This window comes from Syntrophales bacterium, from assembly GCA_030655775.1.
Classification (GTDB): Bacteria; Desulfobacterota; Syntrophia; order Syntrophales; family JADFWA01; genus JAUSPI01.
On record JAUSPI010000029.1, the window covers coordinates 29338 to 52810 of the forward strand.

Annotated in this window: 23 protein-coding genes and 2 tRNA genes; 16 read left to right on the plus strand and 9 right to left on the minus strand. The window is 43.7% G+C overall.

All coding sequences use genetic code 11. The features are described from left to right. Positions 1-21: 21 nt before the first annotated feature. Positions 22-207 carry a 50S ribosomal protein L32 gene (gene rpmF, locus Q7J27_01610; protein MDO9527836.1) on the minus strand — a complete coding sequence of 62 codons (186 nt, stop codon included), beginning with the start codon at positions 205-207 and terminating at the stop codon, positions 22-24. 239 nt (positions 208-446) lie between these two features. After that, positions 447-983, minus strand: coding sequence for a DUF177 domain-containing protein (locus Q7J27_01615; GenBank protein ID MDO9527837.1), 537 nt, complete (start codon positions 981-983; stop codon positions 447-449). A 187-nt stretch (positions 984-1170) separates the two neighbouring features. Here Q7J27_01615 and gltX point away from each other — a divergent pair, with 187 nt between their 5' ends. The 3 genes from gltX to Q7J27_01630 all read left to right on the plus strand — a co-directional run bounded on the left by gltX (position 1171) and on the right by Q7J27_01630 (position 3270). Beyond that, on the plus strand, positions 1171-2586 hold the full coding sequence (gltX, locus tag Q7J27_01620; protein MDO9527838.1) for a glutamate--tRNA ligase: 1416 nt from the start codon (positions 1171-1173) through the stop codon (positions 2584-2586). Positions 2587-2841: 255 nt separating this feature from the next. After that, positions 2842-2916, plus strand: a tRNA-Glu gene (locus tag Q7J27_01625). A 225-nt stretch (positions 2917-3141) separates the two neighbouring features. Then, positions 3142-3270: a hypothetical protein gene (locus Q7J27_01630; protein MDO9527839.1), complete on the plus strand. Its 129-nt coding sequence runs from the start codon at positions 3142-3144 to the stop codon at positions 3268-3270. Between the two features lie 318 nt (positions 3271-3588). On the opposite strand, the gene Q7J27_01635 is transcribed toward Q7J27_01630, so the two are convergent. The 5 genes from Q7J27_01635 to tpiA all read right to left on the minus strand — a co-directional run bounded on the left by Q7J27_01635 (position 3589) and on the right by tpiA (position 7832). Beyond that, the gene (locus Q7J27_01635; GenBank protein MDO9527840.1) at positions 3589-4809 is read right to left on the minus strand and encodes a prolyl oligopeptidase family serine peptidase; all 1221 of its coding nucleotides are present in this window, start codon (positions 4807-4809) and stop codon (positions 3589-3591) included. 17 nt (positions 4810-4826) lie between these two features. After that, positions 4827-6116 carry a FlgO family outer membrane protein gene (locus tag Q7J27_01640; protein ID MDO9527841.1) on the minus strand — a complete coding sequence of 430 codons (1290 nt, stop codon included), beginning with the start codon at positions 6114-6116 and terminating at the stop codon, positions 4827-4829. 488 nt (positions 6117-6604) lie between these two features. Continuing rightward, positions 6605-6691: transfer RNA gene (locus tag Q7J27_01645), tRNA-Leu, on the minus strand. Between the two features lie 35 nt (positions 6692-6726). Continuing rightward, entirely contained in the window at positions 6727-7056 is a 330-nt protein-coding gene (gene secG, locus Q7J27_01650) for a preprotein translocase subunit SecG (protein ID MDO9527842.1), read from the minus strand. Between the two features lie 26 nt (positions 7057-7082). Next, positions 7083-7832 (minus strand): triose-phosphate isomerase, encoded by a 750-nt coding sequence (gene tpiA, locus Q7J27_01655; GenBank protein MDO9527843.1) that lies wholly within the window; start codon positions 7830-7832, stop codon positions 7083-7085. Positions 7833-8760: 928 nt separating this feature from the next. Between tpiA and Q7J27_01660 the strand changes: the two genes are divergently transcribed. From Q7J27_01660 to Q7J27_01695, 8 genes are all read left to right on the plus strand, one after another. Continuing rightward, the gene (locus Q7J27_01660) at positions 8761-9189 is read left to right on the plus strand and encodes an ATP synthase F0 subunit B (GenBank protein MDO9527844.1); all 429 of its coding nucleotides are present in this window, start codon (positions 8761-8763) and stop codon (positions 9187-9189) included. Then, positions 9186-9821 carry a F0F1 ATP synthase subunit B gene (gene atpF, locus Q7J27_01665; GenBank protein MDO9527845.1) on the plus strand — a complete coding sequence of 212 codons (636 nt, stop codon included), beginning with the start codon at positions 9186-9188 and terminating at the stop codon, positions 9819-9821. The genes Q7J27_01660 and atpF overlap by 4 nt, the downstream gene beginning before the upstream one ends. A gap of 29 nt (positions 9822-9850) precedes the next feature. Continuing rightward, complete coding sequence (atpH, locus tag Q7J27_01670; GenBank protein ID MDO9527846.1) at positions 9851-10405, plus strand: ATP synthase F1 subunit delta; 555 nt, start codon at positions 9851-9853, stop codon at positions 10403-10405. Continuing rightward, entirely contained in the window at positions 10406-11920 is a 1515-nt protein-coding gene (atpA, locus tag Q7J27_01675) for a F0F1 ATP synthase subunit alpha (GenBank protein ID MDO9527847.1), read from the plus strand. Positions 11921-11947: 27 nt separating this feature from the next. Continuing rightward, positions 11948-12823 carry an ATP synthase F1 subunit gamma gene (atpG, locus tag Q7J27_01680; GenBank protein ID MDO9527848.1) on the plus strand — a complete coding sequence of 292 codons (876 nt, stop codon included), beginning with the start codon at positions 11948-11950 and terminating at the stop codon, positions 12821-12823. Positions 12824-12902: 79 nt separating this feature from the next. Further along, positions 12903-14309 carry a F0F1 ATP synthase subunit beta gene (gene atpD / locus Q7J27_01685; GenBank protein MDO9527849.1) on the plus strand — a complete coding sequence of 469 codons (1407 nt, stop codon included), beginning with the start codon at positions 12903-12905 and terminating at the stop codon, positions 14307-14309. A gap of 21 nt (positions 14310-14330) precedes the next feature. Then, entirely contained in the window at positions 14331-14738 is a 408-nt protein-coding gene (locus Q7J27_01690) for a F0F1 ATP synthase subunit epsilon (protein ID MDO9527850.1), read from the plus strand. A gap of 223 nt (positions 14739-14961) precedes the next feature. Further along, positions 14962-16455: a sodium:proton antiporter gene (locus Q7J27_01695; protein MDO9527851.1), complete on the plus strand. Its 1494-nt coding sequence runs from the start codon at positions 14962-14964 to the stop codon at positions 16453-16455. Positions 16456-16555: 100 nt separating this feature from the next. On the opposite strand, the gene greA is transcribed toward Q7J27_01695, so the two are convergent. Then, positions 16556-17047 (minus strand): transcription elongation factor GreA, encoded by a 492-nt coding sequence (greA, locus tag Q7J27_01700; GenBank protein ID MDO9527852.1) that lies wholly within the window; start codon positions 17045-17047, stop codon positions 16556-16558. Between the two features lie 314 nt (positions 17048-17361). On the opposite strand from greA, the gene Q7J27_01705 reads away from it, so the two are divergent. From Q7J27_01705 to amrS, 5 genes are all read left to right on the plus strand, one after another. Continuing rightward, entirely contained in the window at positions 17362-19032 is a 1671-nt protein-coding gene (locus tag Q7J27_01705) for a hypothetical protein (protein MDO9527853.1), read from the plus strand. 4 nt (positions 19033-19036) lie between these two features. Beyond that, the gene (locus Q7J27_01710) at positions 19037-19660 is read left to right on the plus strand and encodes a cytochrome b/b6 domain-containing protein (GenBank protein ID MDO9527854.1); all 624 of its coding nucleotides are present in this window, start codon (positions 19037-19039) and stop codon (positions 19658-19660) included. Between the two features lie 233 nt (positions 19661-19893). Beyond that, the gene (moaA, locus tag Q7J27_01715; GenBank protein ID MDO9527855.1) at positions 19894-20925 is read left to right on the plus strand and encodes a GTP 3',8-cyclase MoaA; all 1032 of its coding nucleotides are present in this window, start codon (positions 19894-19896) and stop codon (positions 20923-20925) included. A gap of 64 nt (positions 20926-20989) precedes the next feature. Next, positions 20990-21760 carry a class I SAM-dependent methyltransferase gene (locus Q7J27_01720; GenBank protein ID MDO9527856.1) on the plus strand — a complete coding sequence of 257 codons (771 nt, stop codon included), beginning with the start codon at positions 20990-20992 and terminating at the stop codon, positions 21758-21760. After that, positions 21757-22767, plus strand: coding sequence for an AmmeMemoRadiSam system radical SAM enzyme (gene amrS, locus Q7J27_01725; protein ID MDO9527857.1), 1011 nt, complete (start codon positions 21757-21759; stop codon positions 22765-22767). The genes Q7J27_01720 and amrS overlap by 4 nt, the downstream gene beginning before the upstream one ends. Positions 22768-22952: 185 nt before the next feature. On the opposite strand, the gene Q7J27_01730 is transcribed toward amrS, so the two are convergent. Beyond that, the gene (locus tag Q7J27_01730) at positions 22953-23204 is read right to left on the minus strand and encodes a DUF2007 domain-containing protein (GenBank protein ID MDO9527858.1); all 252 of its coding nucleotides are present in this window, start codon (positions 23202-23204) and stop codon (positions 22953-22955) included. Between the last annotated feature and the right edge of the window lie 269 nt (positions 23205-23473).

Below are 23473 nucleotides of genomic sequence, written 5' to 3' on the forward strand. Positions count from 1 at the left end.
CTCAAGTTTTATTACTGTCTCTCAAGAAATCTTTTCGATGGGGATAACTTCCCGTCCCTTATATGTACCACAGTGAGAACAGGCACGATGTGGCAACTTAGGCTCATTGCACTGGGGACACAGAGAAGTTGCTGGTTTTGTGAGAAAATCATGAGACCTTCTCTTATTTCTTCTTGTTTTTGAATGTCTTTTGACTGGATTTGGCATTAAATATCCTCTTTTAAAATTAGTTTGATGCACTCGCAAAAGTCAGTTTTCTTCGCTCAGAACCATTTTGGGGATGCTGTTATTGCCCTGCTAAAAATCTAAAACTCGTGCTTGCGCACTTCAAACAGTTAGATTTTCTTAACGCCGGTCACTACCACCATCTTTTTCCCAAAATGCTTGAATTCGCTCTGAAAAGACTTTTTGCGAACTTGTCAATTTTATCATTAATTGTAAAATTGTTATTTCTCTTTTAAAACCCTAAATTTCTTTAAACCGGCAAATCTTAAATCAACCGCATTCATCTGACATTTACAAGTTTCCTCATTAAGATTGACTCCACAATGTGGACAAATCCCCTTGCAAGAATCACTGCAAAGCGGTTTAATCGGTATCTGAAGCAATATTTGCTCAAAGACAACCGGGGCCAATTCAATAACGTCATTTTTGTAATAACCGGACAAGAGGTCTTCGCTGGTCAATTCTAATTCTTCTTCAAACCGTTCCTCAACAGGAGAGAGAATATATTTGAACTCAGTTTTTATTGGAAAGGTAAACCCTTCCAGACATCTGCAGCATTCCAGATAGACTGCCGTTTCTGTTTTAACCTCAAGGGACACAGTTTTGCCGACTTTTTTTACCGAAAGGCAAACATCAGCCCTATGAAGGGGGAAAACATGTCTCTCCTCCTCTGGCAATACTTTGCGGAACCATTCCCCATCTCTTGAAAACTCAAGATTGAGTCCCTCTTCCGGTATACTCCCTACCTTGATCTTCAAAATTCACCCTCTCTTTTTAGGGAAGAAGTCTTTATATCAAGAAAGGAGTTTTATAGCTAATTAAAAATCACTGTTGTTGTCAAGAAAAATCTCCTCATAAAATTCCTCACTTTATAAAAACCAACTTGACAAAAGTCAGACATAAGTCATATTAAGGGTCTGTTATTAAATAAATGGTGTATGGAAAATGCCTAAAAAAGAAGCTACAAGCGTAAGAACAAGATTTGCCCCGTCTCCCACCGGGGTTTTGCACATCGGGGGTGCGAGGACAGCCTTATTCAACTGGCTTTATGCCAGGCATAACGGTGGAAAATTCATCCTCAGGATAGAGGATACCGATCAACTCCGCTCGACAGAGGAATCTACTAAGGCCATTTTAGACGCCATGAGGTGGCTCGGACTTGACTGGGATGAAGGCCCCTTCTTCCAGGCTGAAAGGGTCAAGATCTACAGGGAGATGGCACAAAAGCTCTTAGATGAGGGGAAGGCATATTACTGTACATGTACCGCGGAAGAATTGGAAGAAAAGAGGAAAAATGCCCTTTCAAATGGGAAAAAACCGAAATATGACGGCAGATGCCGGGATAAAAATCTTGGCAAGACTGCAAATTCAGTAGTCAGATTCAGATGTCCACAAATTGGCATTACGATTGTTAGTGACCTCATCAAGGGCGGCATCCGTTTTAATAATGAAGAACTGGACGATCTGATCATTGAAAGAGGTGATGGATACCCCACGTATAACTTTGCCGTCGTTGTTGACGATGCGCAAATGGGGATTACCCATGTTATACGTGGTGATGACCATCTCAATAATACACCGAGACAGATTCTTCTTTATGAAGCCCTGGGGTGCAGGCTGCCTGAATTTGCACATGCTCCGATGATCCTGGGAGCCGATAAGGCACGGTTAAGCAAGCGCCACGGCGCAACATCTGTCATGGAATATAAAAATATGGGGCATCTCCCGGAGGCCCTTGTCAATTATCTGGTAAGACTCGGCTGGTCTCACGGGGATCAGGAAATATTTTCCCTCGATGAGCTGGTTGATTTATTTACTCTCACTGTGGTCGGCAAATCTGCTTCGGTATTTAATCCGGACAAGCTCCTCTGGCTTAACCAGCATTACATAAAGGAATGCGCCACCGAAAGACTTGCTCAGGAATTAAGTCCTTTCCTGGAAAAATCAGGGCTGGACACGTCAGACAAAAATTTTGTAAAGAAAGTCGCCCTTGATCTGAAAACCAGATCAAAGACCCTCGTCGAGATGGCAGATTCAGGAACATTCTACTTTGAGGACGAAATAGAATACGAAAAGGCGGCCGCAGATAAATTTCTGAAGGTTGAGTTTGCACAACACATGGAGGCCGTAATAGAAGGCCTCTCTCTTCTGCAGGATTACACAGAAGAAGGTATTGAAAATTTTCTCAGGGAAACCGCAAAGAAAAGGGATACAAAACTCAAATTCATTGCCCAACCGATGAGAGTTGCCCTCACCGGGAAAATTGTAAGCCCCCCCATTGATCAGGTCATGATAACCCTGGGGAAGGATGTCGTGATTCAAAGAATGAAAAGGGCTTTGGCATATATCAAACACCGCTAACGTTTCTTACATCCACAATTTGCAGAAAAAATCGCAGGGAGGGGAAGAAGACCGATACCGACCGAACAGTTGGAGGGATTTTAAGTCGCAGTGGGTAGCTATCGTAAATTCTGGGGTCAACTTAACCTTGACTTTTCAATTTTTATTGTCTAAATTCAGCAATTCAAATTTAACTTGTACTGGGGAATCGTCTGTCGGTAAAAATCGGGGGTTCCGGAATTTGCAACCCGGGTTTGACTTCTGTCCCCCAGCAATGGTCCCATCGTCTAGGGGTTAGGACGCTGGCCTCTCACGCCGGTAACGGGGGTTCGATTCCCCCTGGGACTACCAGAAAAAAAAGGATAACCGTTACGACGGTTATCCTTTTTTTGTGGCTACAATGTGATCATACTATGACCGAGCTGTCATACGTTTAAACATCAAAATTGAAAGTACTTCCCGTAATACCCCCGGTTTCAAAAACTGGTCTCCGTACTCTTTTTCCTGGCGATTCCTTTTTTTATGACAGAACATGGATAACTCGAGAATATAAATGGACATTGAAGGAGGAGAATCATGAATATTTATCTAAATGAATACAGGCAAAAACTTACTACACCCCAGAAGGCAGTAGAAAAATTAAAAGACGGCGATACCATAGGACACGGTCTTACGCCCGGCTCGTTCATGGAACGGGCACTGTGAGTAAAATCCCGAATTCCAATCGGCTTTTAAAAATCATCTTTTCTGTCCTGTTCCGGAATCCACAGACATGTTGACAAATATGTTGACAGACATGTTGATAAAACCTGTAAATACCTTATTATCTCCAATTAATACCAGATTGCATGTGATCTGTGCAGCCAATATATGCTATAATTACAGGTAGTTGTGAATATTTCTTATTAATCAGGCATGTTACGATTCAAGTATATGTTTGTCTTTATAAGATGAAAGTTTTGCATAAAACTCATAATGTGAAGCTCCCCGCCTACAGGGCGGGGCTTGCGGGTGCTCTCCCGGTCAAAAAAGCTCATCCAGCCAGTCCAGGTAGACTGCATTCGCAAAAGACAGATTGCCTACCTGGCAGTGTGAATCGGCCCCCTCTTCCTGGGTAAAAAGACGGGATGAAACCGGGCCGGAAACTCCATCGCAGAAGACCTTGAACTGTCTTTGCGGTTCTACCCCCTCGCCCATCCCGGCCATCGCAAAACACGGGCATGAAATATCTGCAAGGGCTTCTCCAACCATGAATTGACGCATATACTGGAAAGTTTTCTTAAATGATGTCTGTCCGAACCGGCCCATCAGGTTTTGAGCCATTTCCTTCATCTGTGTGGACATTACATCTTCGGGAATTTCCGGTAAATCCTGAGGTCTAAAGTCTTCATCGTCTGGCATTTCCGCCGGATCAAAGCCAACGAAACCAATCATGTATTTGTGAAGATCAATTATCGGAGAATTGGCCACAAGCGCTTTTATTCGAGGTTCGCGGGATGCGGCACGAGTCGCGAAGTATCCGCCAAAGCTTATGCCCAGCAGTGCTATCCGTTCGGTATCCACATCGTTCCTGCCGGTCACATAGTCGAGCACCGTGCTGACAGGGTTTTCAAAATCCGGCTCAAAAAACGTATCCGGGTGAAACCGGAGGGTATCCATCTGTCCGGGGCCGGCGAAGAGAATGATGTTGAACCCTCGTTTCAGGGCGGCATAGCCCGTCTGAAGATACTCTTCTTCCGTGGTACCATCAAAACCACTGACGATCATAAGAGTTTTGCGTTTCTTGCCATCTTTTGACGGAGACATAAAGTATAAGGGCAGGGTAATATTTCCAAAGGGGAGGTCTTCCGATTCAAACGTATGACCGGCAAACTTCATTGCTTCCGTAAAGCACTCTCGGCTTTTAATGCCCAGTTTTCTGTGCACGGGGTCCCGGTAATTTGTGTAATATTCAGCGGCACGATAAGAGTTACATGCCTTTAAATACTGCTCGCGTGCACTGATCCTGTGTCCTTTTGCGGCTCTCTCTTCGGCATCCGTCTTCTGTATCTGTGCCAGCTTTGCAAATTCTTCTACCCAGCTTGATGGAATGCCGTCTCTGATACGTTCTGCGACAGCCAGACACTCGCCGACAGATGCTCCGCCGTAAGCAGTTGATCCAAGCTGACGAATAAGCTGAAAATCCATCTCGGCATCACTGAAACCTTTTACCCTCGTTTTACTTCGTTCTGTCTCTGACCCCATTATTCCAGTTCCTTATTTCACTGATAAAAACGAATCTTGTCTATCCACATTCTCCCTTTTACCGGGGGGTTATTCAAACTGGGAAGGCCTATTGATAAAATTTCAACACGGTCAAGACGCAGTATCTGATCTCCATATTTTGCGCCGTACTTTTCAGCGCCTTTCTTTATCCATCCCCTTCCAATCGTTAAACTGTCAAATGGTATTCTTACTTTTTTCCACCGTGTGTCTGTATCAAAATTTCCTGCCCATGCATCCATAATATTAGGATTATCCGGGCTTGATGTTACAATCAAAATCTGACCGGTTAGCAACCGAGTTGACTTAACGTAAAACTCCACTCCACTGTATAAATAGAGGTCTCTTTTCCTCCTGTTTTCTGCTCTGGCAAAGACCCTGTCAGATCTTTCTTTAAAATTAAACTGTAATTCCAGAGAATGTCTGGAACCTTCAGCTCCCCCGGTAGTAGCCAGACCGACACGAAAACCACCTTTTCTTTTATAGCCCGTATTCCACGAAGGATCGACAACGTCCAATTCAAAATCCGCATTCAATGGTCCGGAGTCTCTCATCTCCGAAGGTCTGAACAGTTTTGTCTGCATTGTAATTGCGGCCATGGCCTGCCCTGTCCTTACATTCAAAAGCCTCAGGTTTATATCCCACTCCCCCCTCATCTCTGCCAGTGTTCCTGTAAGTATCAAGTCTGCCATTTGCAGTTGACCAACCTTATCCATAGATGACTTGCTCATGAGGCCCGTCATGCTTAATTTAAGTTCATCGATGATTGTTTTCAGCTTTGCCCTTTCAACAACGTTGAAATGACCGGAATCAATTAGCGCAGATGTCAGTTTTTCAAGTGTAACCCTTCCGGCTTCTTTTTGTTTGCCTTGAATTACTTCGAAATCCACAATTGCGATTGTCTTTTGGGGAATTTTCAAATTTACGGTGGAACCGACAGGATAGGACATGGGCTTTTTCAGCAAAGCTTTGACGATATTTCCATGTACCTCTTTCACGACCACCGGTGTGCCTTCAATTTCTGTTGTGAGCCCTTCGATGAAAAGTCCTTTTCGAATAACCTGTTGGGCTATCTCGCCGATAAACGGATCTGCCGACTTTTTGAATTCGGGTAAATGCAGCGTTAAGACAATTTCATCGTCCGAGACATTTTGCACTGTCGCTTCAATATAAAGCTGTTCGATTTTTTCGGATTCCTTTGAAGTCTGCATGGCTGCACATGAACAAAAGAGAAAGGCGGTGATGATAGTAATAATGAAAAATGCATAACAATGTGTCATCTTTTTCATAAGATTTTCCTTTTTCGAGCAAGTTGTGATTTGTGGAAACTAATAAGAATTGTAGACAATAAAAACCACAGACGCAAGGAAAAACCAGGCAAAAATTTGAAGCTCCCCGCAACAAGTTGCGGGGAATCTCCGACTGCTTAGTAAGTTAAAAATTATTTTCTGCCAGAAAATAATTTCGTTAACGCACTTATCCCGTTTATCGGGGTAAGGAAAACTTTTATTTTTTATTCGCTCGCTAACCCCGCCGCAAGCAGCATGGAATGTGCTCACTGTTCAGTTCAAGGTATTACTTTTCCTAATATGCAAGTTGTATGGGTGAACGAAGAGTAACAGTGTATGACAAATGCCTCAAATTTTTCGAGTGACGGACTTTATCCCGGCATTATTCGACACTTGGCACAGTATCAAAAAAGGCGGGGCTTGCGGGTGCTCTCCCGGTCAAAATAAAAGGGCTAACCCTCATCAGGTTAACCCCTTAATTTTTCTTATGGTGCCGAAGCCCGGACTTGAACCGGGACGGGCGTAACCCACTACCCCCTCAAGATAGCGTGTCTACCATATTCCACCACTTCGGCACGATACGGAGTATCGGGAGCGGACCCCCGAGCTACTATTGCTTTGTGTTCTGAGGGGTATTTCCAGTGGTGTCTTGATCACTTGGCACCGTTTGCTCAACTACCGGCCTGGCAGACCCCTCCATAACTGAACCCTTGTGAGTAGCGGAGTAGGCAAGCCATAGAGACGTTATCATAAAGACCGCGGCAATGACGGCTGTCACTTTTCCAAGGAATGTTCCCGGACCACTGCTTCCGAAAATAGTCTGACTTGATCCACCACCGAATACAGCTCCCATATCCGCCCCTCTTCCTCTCTGAAGGAGAACAATGAGAATCAACATTATGCATGCAACAACATGCACAACAGCTAAAAATACATACAATTTAGGAATACCTCTTTATCTTTAGATTAGAATTTTACGACCTTAATAAATTTTTCAACATCCAGACTTGCCCCTCCAACAAGAGCACCATCTATATCCGGCTGACTCATAAGGTCAGCTATATTATCCGGATTGACGCTTCCCCCGTAAAGGATTCCCGTCCTGCTGGAAACATCTATCCCATGAATCTCCGTTATCATGTTTCGAATAAAACTGTGTACTTCCCCGGCCTGATCAGGTGTAGCCGTCCTACCCGTACCAATAGCCCAAACAGGTTCATAAGCGATAATGATCTGCCTTATATCATCAGACGCAAGATCAATCAATCCCTCTTTCAGCTGTTTTTGAATAACGGCAAACGTCTTTCCTGATTCCCTCTCATCTGAAGTTTCCCCTATGCAGAATATTGGCCTGAGGTTGAACTTCAGGGCAATTTTTATCTTCCGATTTATGTCGCCATCGCTCTCATTAAAAAGGGTTCGGCGTTCAGAATGGCCTATTATAACATACTTACAGCCAACATCAACCAACATTCCGGCAGACACTTCACCCGTATACGCCCCTTTTTCATCCCAGTGAAGATTCTGGGCAGAAAGATGAATGGCCGATTCCCTCAACACTTCTGCTACAGGATAAAGTGATGTAAATGGCGGAGCAAGTACAACATCGCTGTTAGCAGATTCGGAAATTTCGCCAGTCAGCTGATGTGCAAAATCGACGGATTCCTTGACCGTTTTATGCATTTTCCAGTTTGCAACCATACAGGGTTTTCTCATTTCACAGTCTCCAAAGAAGGTGTCGAGAAAGCTTTGAAAAAATGGTTTTTCAATGCTCAGAATATTTTTTCGGCCATTCTATGTCTTGATGCATTCGTAAAAAGTCTGTCATTCCCGCGTAGATAACGCCAACTCTTTCTTATTGCCATATGGCACAATTATAGGCGGGAATCCATAAATAGCTAAGCATTTGAAAAGACTGGATTCCCGTTCCCCGATCGGAGTCGAGGACAAGCTTCACGGGAATGACAAAATAGTAGAAATTCGACTTTTTACGAACTTGTCATGTCTTGACAGTCTCGTAAAAAGTCTCAAAATGTGTCATTTGTCATGCTGAACTTGTTTCAGCATCTAAGCATTTCAATAAGTTAGAGACCCTGAATGATCCTGAAACAAGTTCAGGACATGATTCAGGGTGACAAAAAAAGACTTTTTACGAATGCATCATGTCTTGATTCACCCTCAAAACCATATTCTTCAGTTTTTCAAAGGTATAGCCGACTCTGTCCGCGCAACCATATCCGTGTCAAAAAATTTAGTCAATACTTTTATTGCGAAGTTATTCCTGTTCACCATAAATGTCATCAGGTTAGGCTCATTGCTATTTTAGCAAACCGCATTTGTTTCACCCCCGAAAGAAAGAGTTAACTTACAGTTCACAACAGATTGCCCGCTTTCGTTTCCCCCGGTTAAAACAAAAAAAACTTGACAATTATCGAGAGTTGTGATTAAGAAACCGCTGTTTTAACTCAGGGGTTATGAAGGGTTTTCTTAGTGCGGACACACAGAGAATTGAGATATCAAAATATATTTTACAGATATTTGCAAGCCGTTATTTTAAGGTGTTATTAGTTTAACCGGGTCAATTTTTATTTGCTCGGTTTTTTAGTTTTTCAATTTAAAGATCTTCCTAATGAGGTAATTGGCAATGGTAAACCTTGACTATACGATCTGGATTCAAATGTTTAATTTCCTCTTTCTGATTTTCTTATTGAATATCTTCCTCTATAAATCAATTCTGAAAATAATTGGCAAGAGAAATCAGCAGCTTCAAGACTCTGATGAAGAAGTAAAGAAACTCAATCAGACCATTGAACAAAAGATTGCTGAATACGAGGAAAAGGTTCGCCAGGCAAGGCTCGAAGCACTTAATCAGAAGAATGAAATAGAGCAGACGGGATCTGAAGAAGGGGGGAAAATAATCGAGGAAGCAAAAAGTAAAATCTCGCAGATGATTCAAGAACTTCATGGAAAGATAGAAAAGGAAATGGACGAGGCGAGAGATTTCTTGAGAAAACAGTCCCTGAATACGTCGATTGAGATTGCTGAAAAAGTGTTGGGAAGGAGCATCCAATGAAAGAATTGTTTTCAACAAATCCATGCAAGCGACTTTTCGCACGTTCCCTGCTACCCGCTTTGATGATTCTGATTGTAACTTCCTCAATGGTTTACGCTGCAGGAGGGTCCGGTGAGGGCTCCGATCATGGCGGTCAATTGCTCGACTTTGGATGGAGGGTTATAAACTTTGCTATACTTGTCGGACTTCTTTACTGGCTGCTTAAAGACAAGATAAAGGAATTTTTCTCCGGAAGGCGGACGGACATCAAACTTTCTCTGGAAGAAGCAATGGCCGCGAAGGAGGAAGCTGAAAAGAAATTTAAAGAGTACTCCGCTAAACTGGACAAGGCTACGGAGGAGATTAATGAAATCTCTGAGATGATACGGGCACAGGGATTGGCAGAAAAGGAAAAGATTATTGAAAATGCCAAAATAACTGCTGAGAGGATGAAAGACGATGCCCAGTCCAGAATTGAACAGGAGACCAAGAAGGCTAAAAGTCAATTAAGGACTGAGGTGGTTGAACTTTCCATTCAGATGGCTGAAGAAATTCTCAAAAAGAACATTTTAGAAAAAGATCACGAAAATATAGTTGAAGATTATCTGAAGAGCATGTCTTCGCAAACTCGTTCAGGACAGACGGACACTTAAGCACGTGTAAACTTTCTTACGATAGGGTGGTGAAAAAATTGATTGGCAGTGGTATTGCAAAGCGTTATGCAAAGGCCTTCTTTAATATAGCCAGAGAAGGAGACAACTACGAAAAGTACTACAGTGAATTGAAAAGTTTTTCGTCTGTACTTGAGGAAAACGAAAACCTGAAGGAATTTTTAGCTAATCCCATTTTTGACCAGAGCGACAAAAAGGCTGTCATCGAAGAAGTGTTAAAAAGTTTTGACATTTCAAATATGACCGCTAATTTCCTTAAGCTGCTGGTAGATAAGCGGAGGATTGATATCCTTCCCGACATTGAAATTTGTTATCGGGAAATTATTGACGGCACCCTCAAGAAGGTAAGGGCTGAAATTAAAACAGCCTTTCCTTTATCCACGGCATTATCCGAAAGTATTAAGAACAAGTTAGAAGAGCTTACCGGTAAGGCGGTCGATGTGACTATTGAGGATGATTCAACTCTTCTGGGTGGTGTTGTTGTAAGGATTGGTGATACTGTCTACGATGGAAGCATAAAGACTCAATTGAACAACATAAGGAATCTCTTGGGGGAGGATATATAGATGGGAAGAATCAGGGCAGAAGAAATAAGCGAAATAATTTCCAAGCAGATAAAGGATTATGAGAAAAAACTTGATGTAAGCGAAACCGGGACTGTTCTGTCCGTCGGGGACGGCATTGCGCGGGTCTATGGAGTGGAGAACGCAATGGCAATGGAACTACTCGAATTTCCCGGCGGGTTATTAGGAATGGTTCTGAACCTGGAAACCGATAATGTCGGTGTTGCCATCCTCGGACAAGATACGCACATCAAAGAAGGAGACATCGTCAAGAGGACAGGCAGGATTGCTCAGGTTCCTGTAGGGGAAGGCTTATTGGGACGAGTTATTGATGGAACCGGTGCACCTATAGACGGAAAGGGACCTATTGAAACGACTGAATTTAGAAGAATAGAAATGATCGCTCCCGGCGTTGTCCAGCGTCAGCCGGTTAATGAACCGATGTATACGGGAATAAAGGCTGTTGATGCCATGACCCCTATCGGACGAGGTCAGAGGGAGCTCATCATCGGTGACAGACAGATAGGGAAGACCGCCATCTGTATCGATGCCATAATAAGGCAAAAGGATACTGGTGTTAAGTGTATCTACGTTGCCATCGGCCAAAAAAAATCAACGGTGGCTCAGGTTGTGGAAGCTTTGAGAAAAAATGGTGCGATGGATTATACCTGTGTGGTTTCAGCCTGTGCCAGTGATCCGGCTACACTGCAGTATATCGCTGCATATTCCGGATGCAGCATTGGTGAATATTTCCGCGATAGCAAACAGGATGCCCTGATTATCTACGATGATCTCTCAAAACAGGCAGTTGCCTACAGGCAGATATCTCTTCTCCTGAGAAGACCGCCCGGACGTGAGGCATTCCCGGGAGATATTTTCTATAATCACTCAAGGCTTTTGGAACGTTCTGCCAGGGTGAGCGAAGATTTGGGTGGTGGTTCCCTCACTGCTCTACCGATTATTGAGACCCAGGCAGGAGACGTTTCTGCTTATATCCCCACCAACGTCATTTCCATTACAGACGGTCAGGTCTACCTTGAGCCGGATCTATTCTTCTCCGGTATACGGCCTGCGATCAATGTGGGACTGTCGGTCTCGAGAGTGGGGGGGGCCGCCCAGGTAAAGGCCATGAAACAGGTTGCAGGAACCCTGAAGCTTGACTTGGCACAATACAGAGAGCTGGCAGCTTTCACCCAGTTTGGAAGTGATCTCGACAAGGCAACACAGGCTCAACTGGCAAGGGGGGCCAGATTGGTTGAGATATTGAAACAACCTCAGTACCAGCCATTGCTTCTGTCGGAACAGGTGATTATTCTCTATGCGGGGGCCAGAGGCTTCCTAGACAAATATGAAGTTGGAAAGTTAAAGGAATACGAAATTCAACTTTCAAGTTTTGTGAAGAGTAAGTACCCTGAAATTATGACTGAGATAGATGAGAAAAAGGAAATAAACCCGGAACTGGACAAAAAGATGACCGATGCCTTGACCGAGTTCGATTCCGTATTCGTTACCGAGTAGATATTATCGAGTAAGGAGTAAATATTAATGGCCGCATTAAGAGATATTAAAAGAAAGATTGTGGCGGTTGACAAAACCAGACAGATAACAAAGGCCATGAATGCCGTAGCTGCCTCAAAATTTAAGTTTGCTCAACTGAAAATGGACAATTTCAGACCCTATGCAAGCAAGTTTATGGAGACACTCAACAGTCTTGCTCTCCGGGTAGATTCTACCTCTCATCCGCTTCTGGCAGTACGAGAGCCGAAAAGAATCAAAATAATCTGCATGACATCGGACAGAGGCCTCTGTGGGGGGTTTAATACAAATATAATCAGGGCCACAGAGAGATTTGTCAAAGAAAAAGTGGATGAAGGCAAAGAAGTTTCGTTAATCACCGTCGGTAAAAAGGGGAGAGATTCCCTCAGGAGAAAGTTAAATGTTGTAGCCGAACACACGGATGTGTCCGGAAAATTTGACATGAGTCTCTCCGTCAAAATCGGGGAAGATGTCATCCCCTCTTTTATCGCCGAAGAATATGATGAATTATATCTGATCTTCAACGAATTTTTTAATGTAACTATCCAGAGACCGATGGTTGTGAGGTTGCTTCCCCTACCATCTGTAGGTAAAGAGATGGAAGTAGAACCCGAAAAAAAGGTTGATTATATCTATGAACCGTCCGAAGAAATTTTGATAGACCAGCTTCTTCCGATGTATCTTAGGGTTCTTATTTACAGGGCGCTTTTAGAAACGTCAGCCGGAGAGAACGGCGCACGGATGGCAGCTATGGACAATGCTACCAATAACTGTGATGAAATGATCGACACTCTTACGCTGAGATTCAACAAGGCAAGGCAGGCGGCTATTACCGCTGAGTTGATGGATATTGTAGGGGGTACGGAAGCGCTGGCAGCCGGATAAAAGCCAGGACGCAGTCTTGCCCTGGCACCACAAGAATTGTCACTTTAGTTTTTTAACCTTATTTGAGGAGAAAAATATTATGAATGTAGGAACTATCGCACAGGTAATAGGCCCGGTTATTGATGTGCTGTTTGAAGAGGGAACTCTGCCAAGTATCAGGAACGCCCTTACGATATCCAATCCGGCAATCAGTGACGAGGAGGACAATCTGGTCGTAGAGGTAGCACAGCATCTTGGTGACAACGTGGTAAGATGTATTGCGATGGATATAACAGATGGCCTGGTAAGGGGTATGCCGGCGAGGGATTCAGGCAGTCCGATCATGGTACCTGTGGGGCCAGCATGTCTCGGGAGGATACTCAATGTTGTCGGCAGGCCTGTCGATGGCTTAGGTCCTGTAAATTCAAAAATATATATGCCCATACATAGGGAAGCCCCCACGTTTTTGGAACAGGATACATCGGTGCATGTCTTGGAAACAGGGGTTAAGGTTATCGATCTGCTCGTACCCTTTCCCAGGGGAGGAAAGATGGGAATGTTCGGAGGTGCAGGCGTTGGTAAGACCGTTGTCATGATGGAAATGATTCATAATATCGCCATGCATCACGGAGGTATCTCAGTATTCGGCGGTGTGGGCGAGCGGACGAGAGAAGGTAACGACCTCTATCTGGAGATGAAGGAATCCGGGGTTCTCGAAAAGGCAGCGTTGGTATATGGCCAGATGACAGAACCCCCTGGAGCGAGGGCACGTGTCGCGCTTACGGCGCTGGCAGCCGCTGAATATTTCAGAGATGTGGAAGGGCAGGATGTGCTCCTTTTTATCGATAACATATTCAGATTTACCCAGGCAGGTTCTGAGGTATCGGCACTTCTCGGCAGGATGCCTTCAGCGGTCGGATATCAGCCAACCCTCGCCACAGACCTCGGAGAACTTCAGGAAAGAATCACATCAACCGATAAGGGTTCAATTACAGCAGTCCAGTGCGTGTACGTTCCCGCTGACGACTTGACCGACCCGGCACCTGCAACCACCTTTGCTCATCTGGACGGTACAGTTGTTCTGTCAAGACCGCTTGCCGAGCTGGGAATCTATCCCGCAGTTGACCCGCTTGATTCAACTTCCCGCATACTCGATCCAAATGTGATCGGTGATGAACACTACATGGTGGCAAGGGAGGTACAAATGACCCTCCAGAAATATAAAGACCTCCAGGATATTATAGCAATCCTCGGTATGGATGAGCTTTCCGATGAGGACAAATTGACCGTGTCAAGGGCAAGAAAGATCCAAAGATTCCTTTCACAACCATTTTTCGTCGCCGCTCAGTTCACCGGTACGGATGGTAAATTTGTCTCTGTTCCCGACACAGTGAGGGGGTTCAAAGAAATCCTGGAAGGGAAGCATGATGACCTTCCTGAGCAGGCCTTCTATATGGTTGGTGGCATCGAAGAGGCGGTTGAAAAGGCACAGAAACTTTCAGCATAGCTGAGTTGGAGGATATATAAGATGGCTAACGAACTGTTGCTGGAAATTGTTACGCCGGAGAAAATGGCTTTTAGCGATGACGTTTCTGACGTAACGATACCCGGCAGTGAAGGCGAATTTGGCGTATTGGTAGGACATGCAGCACTTTTGAGTACAGTTAATTTTGGTGAGCTCCAATATACGAAAGACAATAAAAAGACACATTATGCCGTCAATACGGGTTATGCCGAAGTTACATCACACAAAGTAACTGTCCTTGTGGAATCTGCTGAAAGGGCAAATATGATTGACAAGGAAAGGGCAAAAAGGGCAAAGGAGATCGCAGAACAGAAGTTAGCCAAGATGGCCAAAGATGACCCAGATCATGAAAAAATAAAAAGGTCGTTAGAAAGAGCGGAAAAAAGGCTTAAGATAGCAGAAAACACTTAGATAATTCACATTTAGGCGGGACAAGATTTTGAGGCAAATTATTTGTTGCATTCAGACGATTAAGTTGCTATAAAATTCACCGCCTCGCAGGAAAACAAAAAACAAACCAGGGAAGTGCGTGGCATCCTTGGTTTGTTTTTTTTGTTTTTATGAAAATCCTGCAGAATACCCCGCCTTTAGGTGAGGAGCTTCACGTTTTATTGATATAGACAGGAGCTGTTTTATGGTGCAAGAAAAAAGATTGTTGGTAACTACTTTAATGTTTGCTTTTCTCTGTGCTCTGTTTATGCTTGTTATTTCAAACCCCTGTATGGCAAGCAGTGCACATGAAACGGCAGCCCATCATGGAACTGACATCGGGAAAGTTCTGCCCATCTGGTCAATTATCCCCTTTGTCGGGATATTACTATCCATAGCAGTATTGCCGCTTATAGCGCCACATTTCTGGCATGCTCACTTTGGTAAGTTGTCGGCCTTCTGGGCGCTGGCTTTTGCCGTTCCATTTCTCTTAATTTATCATAACGTGGCAGTATACGAAATTCTTCATATATACATTATTGACTATATTCCCTTTATAATTCTTCTCTGGGGGCTTTACACAGTCGCGGGCGGTATCGTCGTCAGAGGTTCCTTTAAAGGCACCCCCGTCGTCAACACGATACTGCTTCTGATAGGAACGGTACTGGCCTCATGGGTGGGGACGACCGGGGCCGCCATGGTCATGATACGCCCTGTTTTAAAGGCAAACAAGGACCGGGCTAAAAAGGTGCATGTTATCTGTTTTTTCATATTCCTTGTGGCCAATATAGGTGGTTCGCTGACTCCTCTGGGAGATCCGCCGCTGTTTCTGGGTTTTCTCCATAATGTCCCCTTCTTCTGGGTTACGACCGGCATATTCCCGCACATGCTGCTGACTTCTCTGATTCTTCTGGTCATGTTCTTTATTGTGGACAGCTTTTATTACAGAAAAGAGAAGCTCCAATCGCAAACGCCTGAAAAACCCGAAGAAAAAGAACCCATAAAGCTTGAGGGGATATACAATTTTCTTTTTCTGGGAGGCATAATCGGTGCGGTTCTCATGAGCGGTTACTGGAAAGCGGGTCATTTCAACGTGCTTGGTGTCGAATGGGCTTACCAGAATATTTTAAGAGATATAATAATCATAGCGATGGGGTTCCTGTCTCTTTTCGTTACATCCAAAAGTCTTCGTGAGGCCAATGAATTTAGCTGGTTTCCGATTATGGAGGTGGCAAAACTTTTTGCCGGCATTTTCATGACGATCATTCCGGCGCTGGCGATACTGAAGGTGGGAAGTGCAGGCGCCATGGCGGATCTTATTGCAACAGTAAAAGATCCTATTCACTATTTCTGGGTAACGGGAGTGCTCTCTTCATTCCTGGATAATGCTCCGACTTACCTTACATTCTTTAATCTTGCACTGGGGAAACTTGGGTTGACGGAAGCCATGGTGCCTGGCGCACTGGCTGCAAATACCGTCACGTTAAATCCCGTATTCGTAAGTTACTTGAAGGGAATTTCGGCCGGCGCTGTTTTTATGGGCGCAAACACCTATATTGGCAATGCACCGAACTTCATGGTGAAATCGATAGCGGAAGAAGCCGGTATCAACATGCCGAGCTTCTTCGGATATATGTTTAAATTCTCAATTCCTATTCTTATCCCAATCTTTATCTTGGTAACTTTTATTTTTTTCTAATATAATAAGGGGTTTATCAGATATTGGATTGAGGCTTTTAACCGTTGGAGTGAAGCTCCCCGTCCACAGGGCGGGGAGCTTCACTTTTATAGCTGTAATTTTAATTCTTGCCTTCCATATCACTTATAGAAATATCAATAATTTCGAACTCTCTTACACCTCCCGGTGTATTGACACTGACTACGTCACCTATTTCTTTCCCGATGAGCCCCTTTCCGATAGGAGAAGTAACTGAAATTTTGTTCTCATTTACATCGGATTCAAAGGGGCCAACAAGGTGATATTGAACGACCTCTTCTGCATTGATGTCTTCGATGGTAACGGTTGATCCAAAAACGACCCTCTCCTCGGTGAGATCTTTAGGATCAATAATAATTGAAGTAGCAAGATTATTTTTTAGTTCCTGTATCTTTCCCTGAATGAATGATTGTCTTTCTTTGGCTGCTGCATACTCGGCATTTTCCGATATATCACCATGAGCCCTGGCTTCTTCAATCTCTTTTATGTTCTCAGGAACGGCAACCCTTTTCAAATATTCTAAATCTTTTTTCAGTTTTTCAAAACCCACTTTGCTAATCGGAAATTTATCCATCACCTCTCCTCTACGAAAAATCTATATAGTGTCCATCCAAAGACAGGTAATTTTGTTCAAGTTCAAGGAAGGTGAAGATTTTAACCAGAGGAATATATTGCATATTTCGAGGATTAAAATCTGAGACTAACGTAGAAATTGAGCAAAAGGGCCATTTATGGATGGACACTATTTCTTATCATATAAATCATACTGGACAAGTGTCAAGAAGATTTGTCCTGTGTGGCATCAAAAACAATTAACCCATATTTTTACTTGCTTTTTTTATCGAAATATACTATAGCGAATCACCGATTACATGGGGGGGAAATGAAGTGAGTTATTTTCGAATTGCAGCGAGTAGCAGACATAAACCGGCATTCTTCTTGTTTCTGATTGTGTCTTTTATATTTTTTTCCTGGTATTTTCCTATGGCACTGAATGCCGAAGAAAGTAGCTGCGTGTCATGCCATACCGATGAAAAAAAACTCATTGAAATAATCGGTTCCATTGAGGCATCTAAACCAGAGGCAGTATGCGAACCGATTGGACCTGAAGGAGCAGGATGGGGAGGATCTGTGGCTCCGTTGGAGCCGCATAAAAAATTGCTTGTAGATCCCTCTTTTCTGGAAGACGAGCACGGTGGAATTTCCTGCGAAACGTGTCACGGAGGCAATCCGGAAGATAACAACTGGAAGACCGCCCACGAGGGAATCGTAAAAGATCCAACATATCCCGATGCCGCCGAAAGTTGTGGCGAATGCCATGAAGAGATAGTAGAAAAAAACAAGACCAGCCTCCATATTACATTAGCCCCTTTCAAGAACAAGATATATCTCAGGGTAAATCCGGACAAGAATGTACGTGAAAAGATCGATAGTGCTATGGATACCCACTGTATGGGCTGCCACAGCAGCTGCGGCCAGTGCCATATCAGTCGACCTTCATCTGTTGGGGGAGGTTTGATTGAGGGACATCTATTTAAGAAACCGCCTCCGATGAAGACCAATTGCACCTCATGCCATGGGAGCAGAATCGGAAAAGAATTCTTTGGTGAAAATGAAGGCCTGCCGGCCGATGCTCACTATAGCGAGCATGGATTGGAGTGCAAGGGCTGCCATTCCGGGGAAGAGATGCATGGAAGCGGCGAAGCTCATTTTGACAGGTATGAAGTTGCAAATAGAGCTAAATGTGTAAACTGTCACACCGGAGAAGACGACGAGAACCCGAGCCATGTGATTCATAAGGACAAAGTAAGTTGCCAGGTCTGCCACTCTGTTTCCTATAAAAACTGTTTCAACTGCCATGTTGGCAAGGACAAGGCAGGCAAACCTTATTCCACAATCGGTTCTACAGTTATGGCTTTTAAAATCGGCATGAACCCGAAACCGACAGAGGAGCGGCCTGAAAAATATGTTACCGTACGCCACATTCCGGTGAATAAAGAGTTGTTTGATTTTTATGTCAAGGGTGGATTGACAAATTTCGATAATGCGCCAACTTGGAAATTGGCTACGCCGCACAATATCCAGCGTCAGACCCCACAAAATGAAAGCTGTATCTCTTGTCACAATAACAGTAAACTTTTCCTGAGGAAGAGAGACGTTAGGTCAAAGGAGATCACAGCCAATAAGGATGTTATTGTTCCTTCAATGCCTTCCCTTTTTGACAGACATAACTGGTTGACACAGGCAGAGTTTCACCTGACAAACGTGGATTGCCTGGTCTGTCATACTCCGCTACTAAAATCTCCCATAAGGGATTGCAATAAATGCCATTCAAAAAACAGTATTCTTCTAAAAAAACCTGAAGATACTTCGAAAGAGAAAGAACCTGCGATGAGCTGGGATTTCACAAACAAGGAACTCATGAAAAAAGGTGGCTACGTCGTGGGTAGTAACAGGATTCCGGCCCTCGATACTCTTGGAATTCTGATAGTAGTTCTCACTTTTGTGGGATGCATTGGACATGGTTGTTTGCGCTTTATTACCAGAAGGAGAAAATAGGAAGATGTCTGAGAAAATGTATTTACATCCATTAACTGAACGGGTCTGGCACTGGATACATGCCATCCTGATCTTATTGCTCATATTAACGGGCATACAGATACACTGGCCAGATACCGTAAACATCTTTGGAAATTATTCCACCGCTATAACTATTCATGAATGGTCAGGAATATTTGTGCTTCTGGATTTCTTCATCTGGTTGTTTTACAATTTGATCTCAAAGCGAATTTCCCATTATATACCGAGGAAAGAAGATATATATCCAGGAATTCCTAAACAGGCAAGATACTATATCTATGGTATATTCAAGCACGAGCCGCACCCCTATTCTGCATCTGAGGATAATAAATTCAATCCACTGCAAAAAATGGCGTACTTTAAATTCATGGTTTTCATGATGCCTCTTTTGCTTATCAGTGGCGTTCTGTATTTATATCCTTTAAGTTTTGCTTTCCTCATTGCTTTTATCGGTGGCTTGAAAGTAGTAGCCGTTGTTCACTTTATCATGGCTATCCTATTCACAGCTTTTTTGGTTGCGCACCTTTATTTAGCTACCACCGGTCACACCATTTTTGCTGATTTTATTGCTATGATTACAGGGTATGCGGAAAAAGAGGAGCATTAATGACCGCGTAAAAAACATAAGACTGAACGATGGGGAACAGGTTTTAACTGTTCCCCATTTTTAGTTGAAAACCGTGTTGAACCCGCTACAGTACCACAATGAAACGGAGATCACCTGAGGATAGTTTAACGGCTTGACACTCTTAAAAAATCTGCCGTATCGAGACCTCTCACATTGATTGATACTATATCTGTTCGCTGAATGTATGCTGTCCTTGCGATGCGTCCTTAAATATGTTAGAAACTCTTTATATCTTTCAAGGAAAGCTCATGATCGACAACTATAATAGAAATATCAACTATTTAAGAGTTTCAATTACCGACAGATGCAACCTTCGCTGTGTGTACTGCATGCCCAAGGAGGGGGTGTCGGTGATCGGTCACAATGATATACTCAAATATGAAGAAATATTAAGAGTGGTTAACGTTGCCGTGAAAACAGGAATTGTAAAGGTCAGGGTGACCGGTGGAGAACCATTGGTAAGGAAGGGGGTTGTCGATTTCCTTACTTCTCTTAAAACAATAGATGGACTGAAGGATATTAGCCTGACAACGAATGGCATACTGCTTGAAAACTTTGCTGAGGGGCTCTTCAATGCAGGTATACGGCGAATAAATGTCAGCCTCGATTCCCTCAATCCAGAAAAATATGCGAGCATTACCAGGGGAGGAAATCTGAAAGCAGTTCTCAGGGGTATTGACAAGGTATACAAGACAGGGTTCTCACCGATCAAGATCAACGTCGTGGTAATAAAGGGCGTGAACGAAGATGAGGTTCTGGATTTTGCAAAGCTGTCAATAGAAAAACCGTATCAGGTGAGATTTATTGAATTGATGCCCGTCGGTGAGGCGGGTGCTGATAATAATGATAAACATGTATCCAACGATTCCGTAATGGAAAAAATAGGGAAATATCATATACTTGAACCAGTATCCGGCCCGGGCAACAAAACGGACGGTCCCGCCCGCATTTACAGGATACAGGGCGGGAGGGGAGAAATCGGCTTCATAAGTCCTGTGAGTCACCATTTTTGTGAATCATGCAACAGGCTTCGTCTCACCGCTGACGGTCATCTCCGGGCATGTTTGCTTTCTGATGAAGAGAACGACCTGAAGGATCCGCTCCGCTCCGGGTGCAGCGATCCGGAACTGGAGGACTTGATAAAAACGATCATTGCCAAAAAACCAACACGATACGATATCGCTATCTCCGATAAGGTACATTTCAAAAAATGTGCAAGAAATATGCATTCAATAGGAGGCTAACGCTCCTGCTGGGGATTACACTCGGCTTAGTAAAACATCTTTTCTAACTGTTTGAGGAAATTTGATGATCTTTGATGAAGAAACAGCCAGATCATACGATGACTGGCTTCTGACACCTGTTGGACGTTACATAGACAGAAGAGAAAAGGATCTCATCTTCAATCTTATAGCGCCAAGGGAGGGCGAGAGGCTCCTCGATGTAGGATGTGGAACGGGGAATCATCTTCGCTTTTTCAGAAGGAAAGGGTGTAATGTAACCGGTCTCGAATCATCTCCCTCCATGCTGGACATTGCCAGAAAAAAGCTGGGACAGAGAGCAGATTTCCATATGGGAAAAGCAGAAGATCTTCCCTTTTCCGACAATGAATTTGATATCGTTACGATGATCACCTCTGTCGAATTTATGGATAATCCCCAGAAAGCTATAGCCGAAGCAATCAGGGTATGCAGGGACAGGGTTTTTATCGGGGTTCTAAATAAACATTCCATAATCGGTGTGCGAAGGAGGATAACGAGAATTTTCAGCACCTCTATCTACAATAGCGCCCGCTTTTTCGGTATAGGGGAGTTGACCCAAATAGTCAAAACTGCACTTCCAGGTGTCAATATCCGGTGGGGAAGTGTCATTTTCCTCCCCTTCGGCTGGTATTCATTTGCAACCGGTCTTGAGGAGATTATTCCAGTTATGAATAATCCTTTCGGTGCTTTTATCGGTCTGTCATTTCCCGTGGTATTTACCCACAGGACTATACAGGATATAGTAAAAAGTCATATTAAAGTCGGAACAGAAGGAAAACATAAAGTCCACGGAGCTGTCAGGGAGATCAAAAGATGACAAGGGAAGCTATGCTCTATGAGAAGCTGGAGGGTGGAGCTGTAAGGTGTTTTCTCTGCGGACACGGGTGTAAGATTCCTCCGACAGGACGGGGGATATGCGGGGTACGCGAAAACAGAGAGGGTATCCTCTACACACTGGTTTATGGAATGGTCATAGCTGAAAATGTTGACCCTATCGAGAAAAAACCTCTCTTTCATGTCTGGCCCGGATCGAAATCCTTTTCTATCGCTACCGTCGGGTGCAACTTTTCATGTACCTTCTGCCAAAATAATGACATTTCTCAGACACCGCGGGAGACGGGGGAAATAATGGGAAGAAAGGTTACTCCGGAGGAGATCGTCGAAAAAGCTGTCCGAACAAAATCGATGACCATTGCCTATACATACACTGAACCGACCGTATTTTTCGAGTACGCCTACGACATCTGCCGTATTGCCCACACGAGGAAGATTAAAAATGTCTTTATCACCAACGGTTTTATGACTGCAGATGCTCTTGAAAAAATATCACCCTACCTTGATGCAGCCAATGTGGACCTGAAATCCTTCAGCGATGACTTTTACAAAACGTGGTGCGGGGCAAGACTTCAGCCGGTTCTCGATAGCATAAGGAAGATGAAAGAACTGAACATCTGGGTGGAGATAACGACCCTCGTTATACCCACCTTAAATGATACCGAAGAAGAATTGAGGCAAATTGCCGAATTCATTCTTTCACTGGGACCTGAAACTCCCTGGCATATCAGCCGCTTTCATCCCCAGTATAAGATGGCAAATCTACCATTAACCCCGGTAGAGACGATACACAGGGCAGCAGAAATAGGTAAAGAAACGGGACTTAAGTACGTATACAGCGGCAACGTTCCTGGAGATGTTGGTGAAAAAACCTTGTGTTACAACTGTGGAGCGCTCCTCATTGACAGGTATGGGTTTTTTATAAACAGGATTACTTTGCGGGAATCCCGCTGTCCCGAATGTAACACGCCCCTGGATGGAATACTTTAAACAATGAAGAGTGACAGTCTCGCAAAAAGTCATAAACTGCACCATTTGTCATGCTGGACTTGTTTCAGCATCTAATTATTTCAGCAAGTTAGAGACCCTGAAATAAATTCAGGGTGACAAAAAATGACTTTTTACAAATACATCAAGAATAAACCTTCATTTTTTCCATTTTTCACTCTTGATTCTTATTTCTCCTCCCAGTCAATGTCTTCATCTCTGTAGGATATTGAAAGAACCTTCCGGGCATTTTCCAGGCAGTTTGAAGGAACCATTACCCTCACTTCACCCAGACCGTCAATAGTAACAGCGTAAATTATACCCGCCGCTTCGTACTTCAATCTGGTCGGAATTCCTTCTGTCTCCAATCTTCCAACTATGATATTGGCATTTGTCATTCCCGATGCTATATGTACAACTCTCCAATCCTCTTCTTTCATGATCCACCCTGTACCCCATCATCAATGTGATGAATTCGTAAACCTTCAGTAAAAACAAGGAGATAGACAAAACCACTTCTGCTTGTCCTGCTGATAGCTTTTTGCTGATACTTTATTTATATTCGGCAATCGTCCCCTAATGTCAAGGAGAATTTAAATCCCCCAAATAGACATTGAAAATAAAGTCTGTCCTCCCCATCCCGTAGGACAGCCGTCTCGGCTGTCTAAGCGATTCACCATTATGGACAGGCGGGACGCCTGTCCTACTG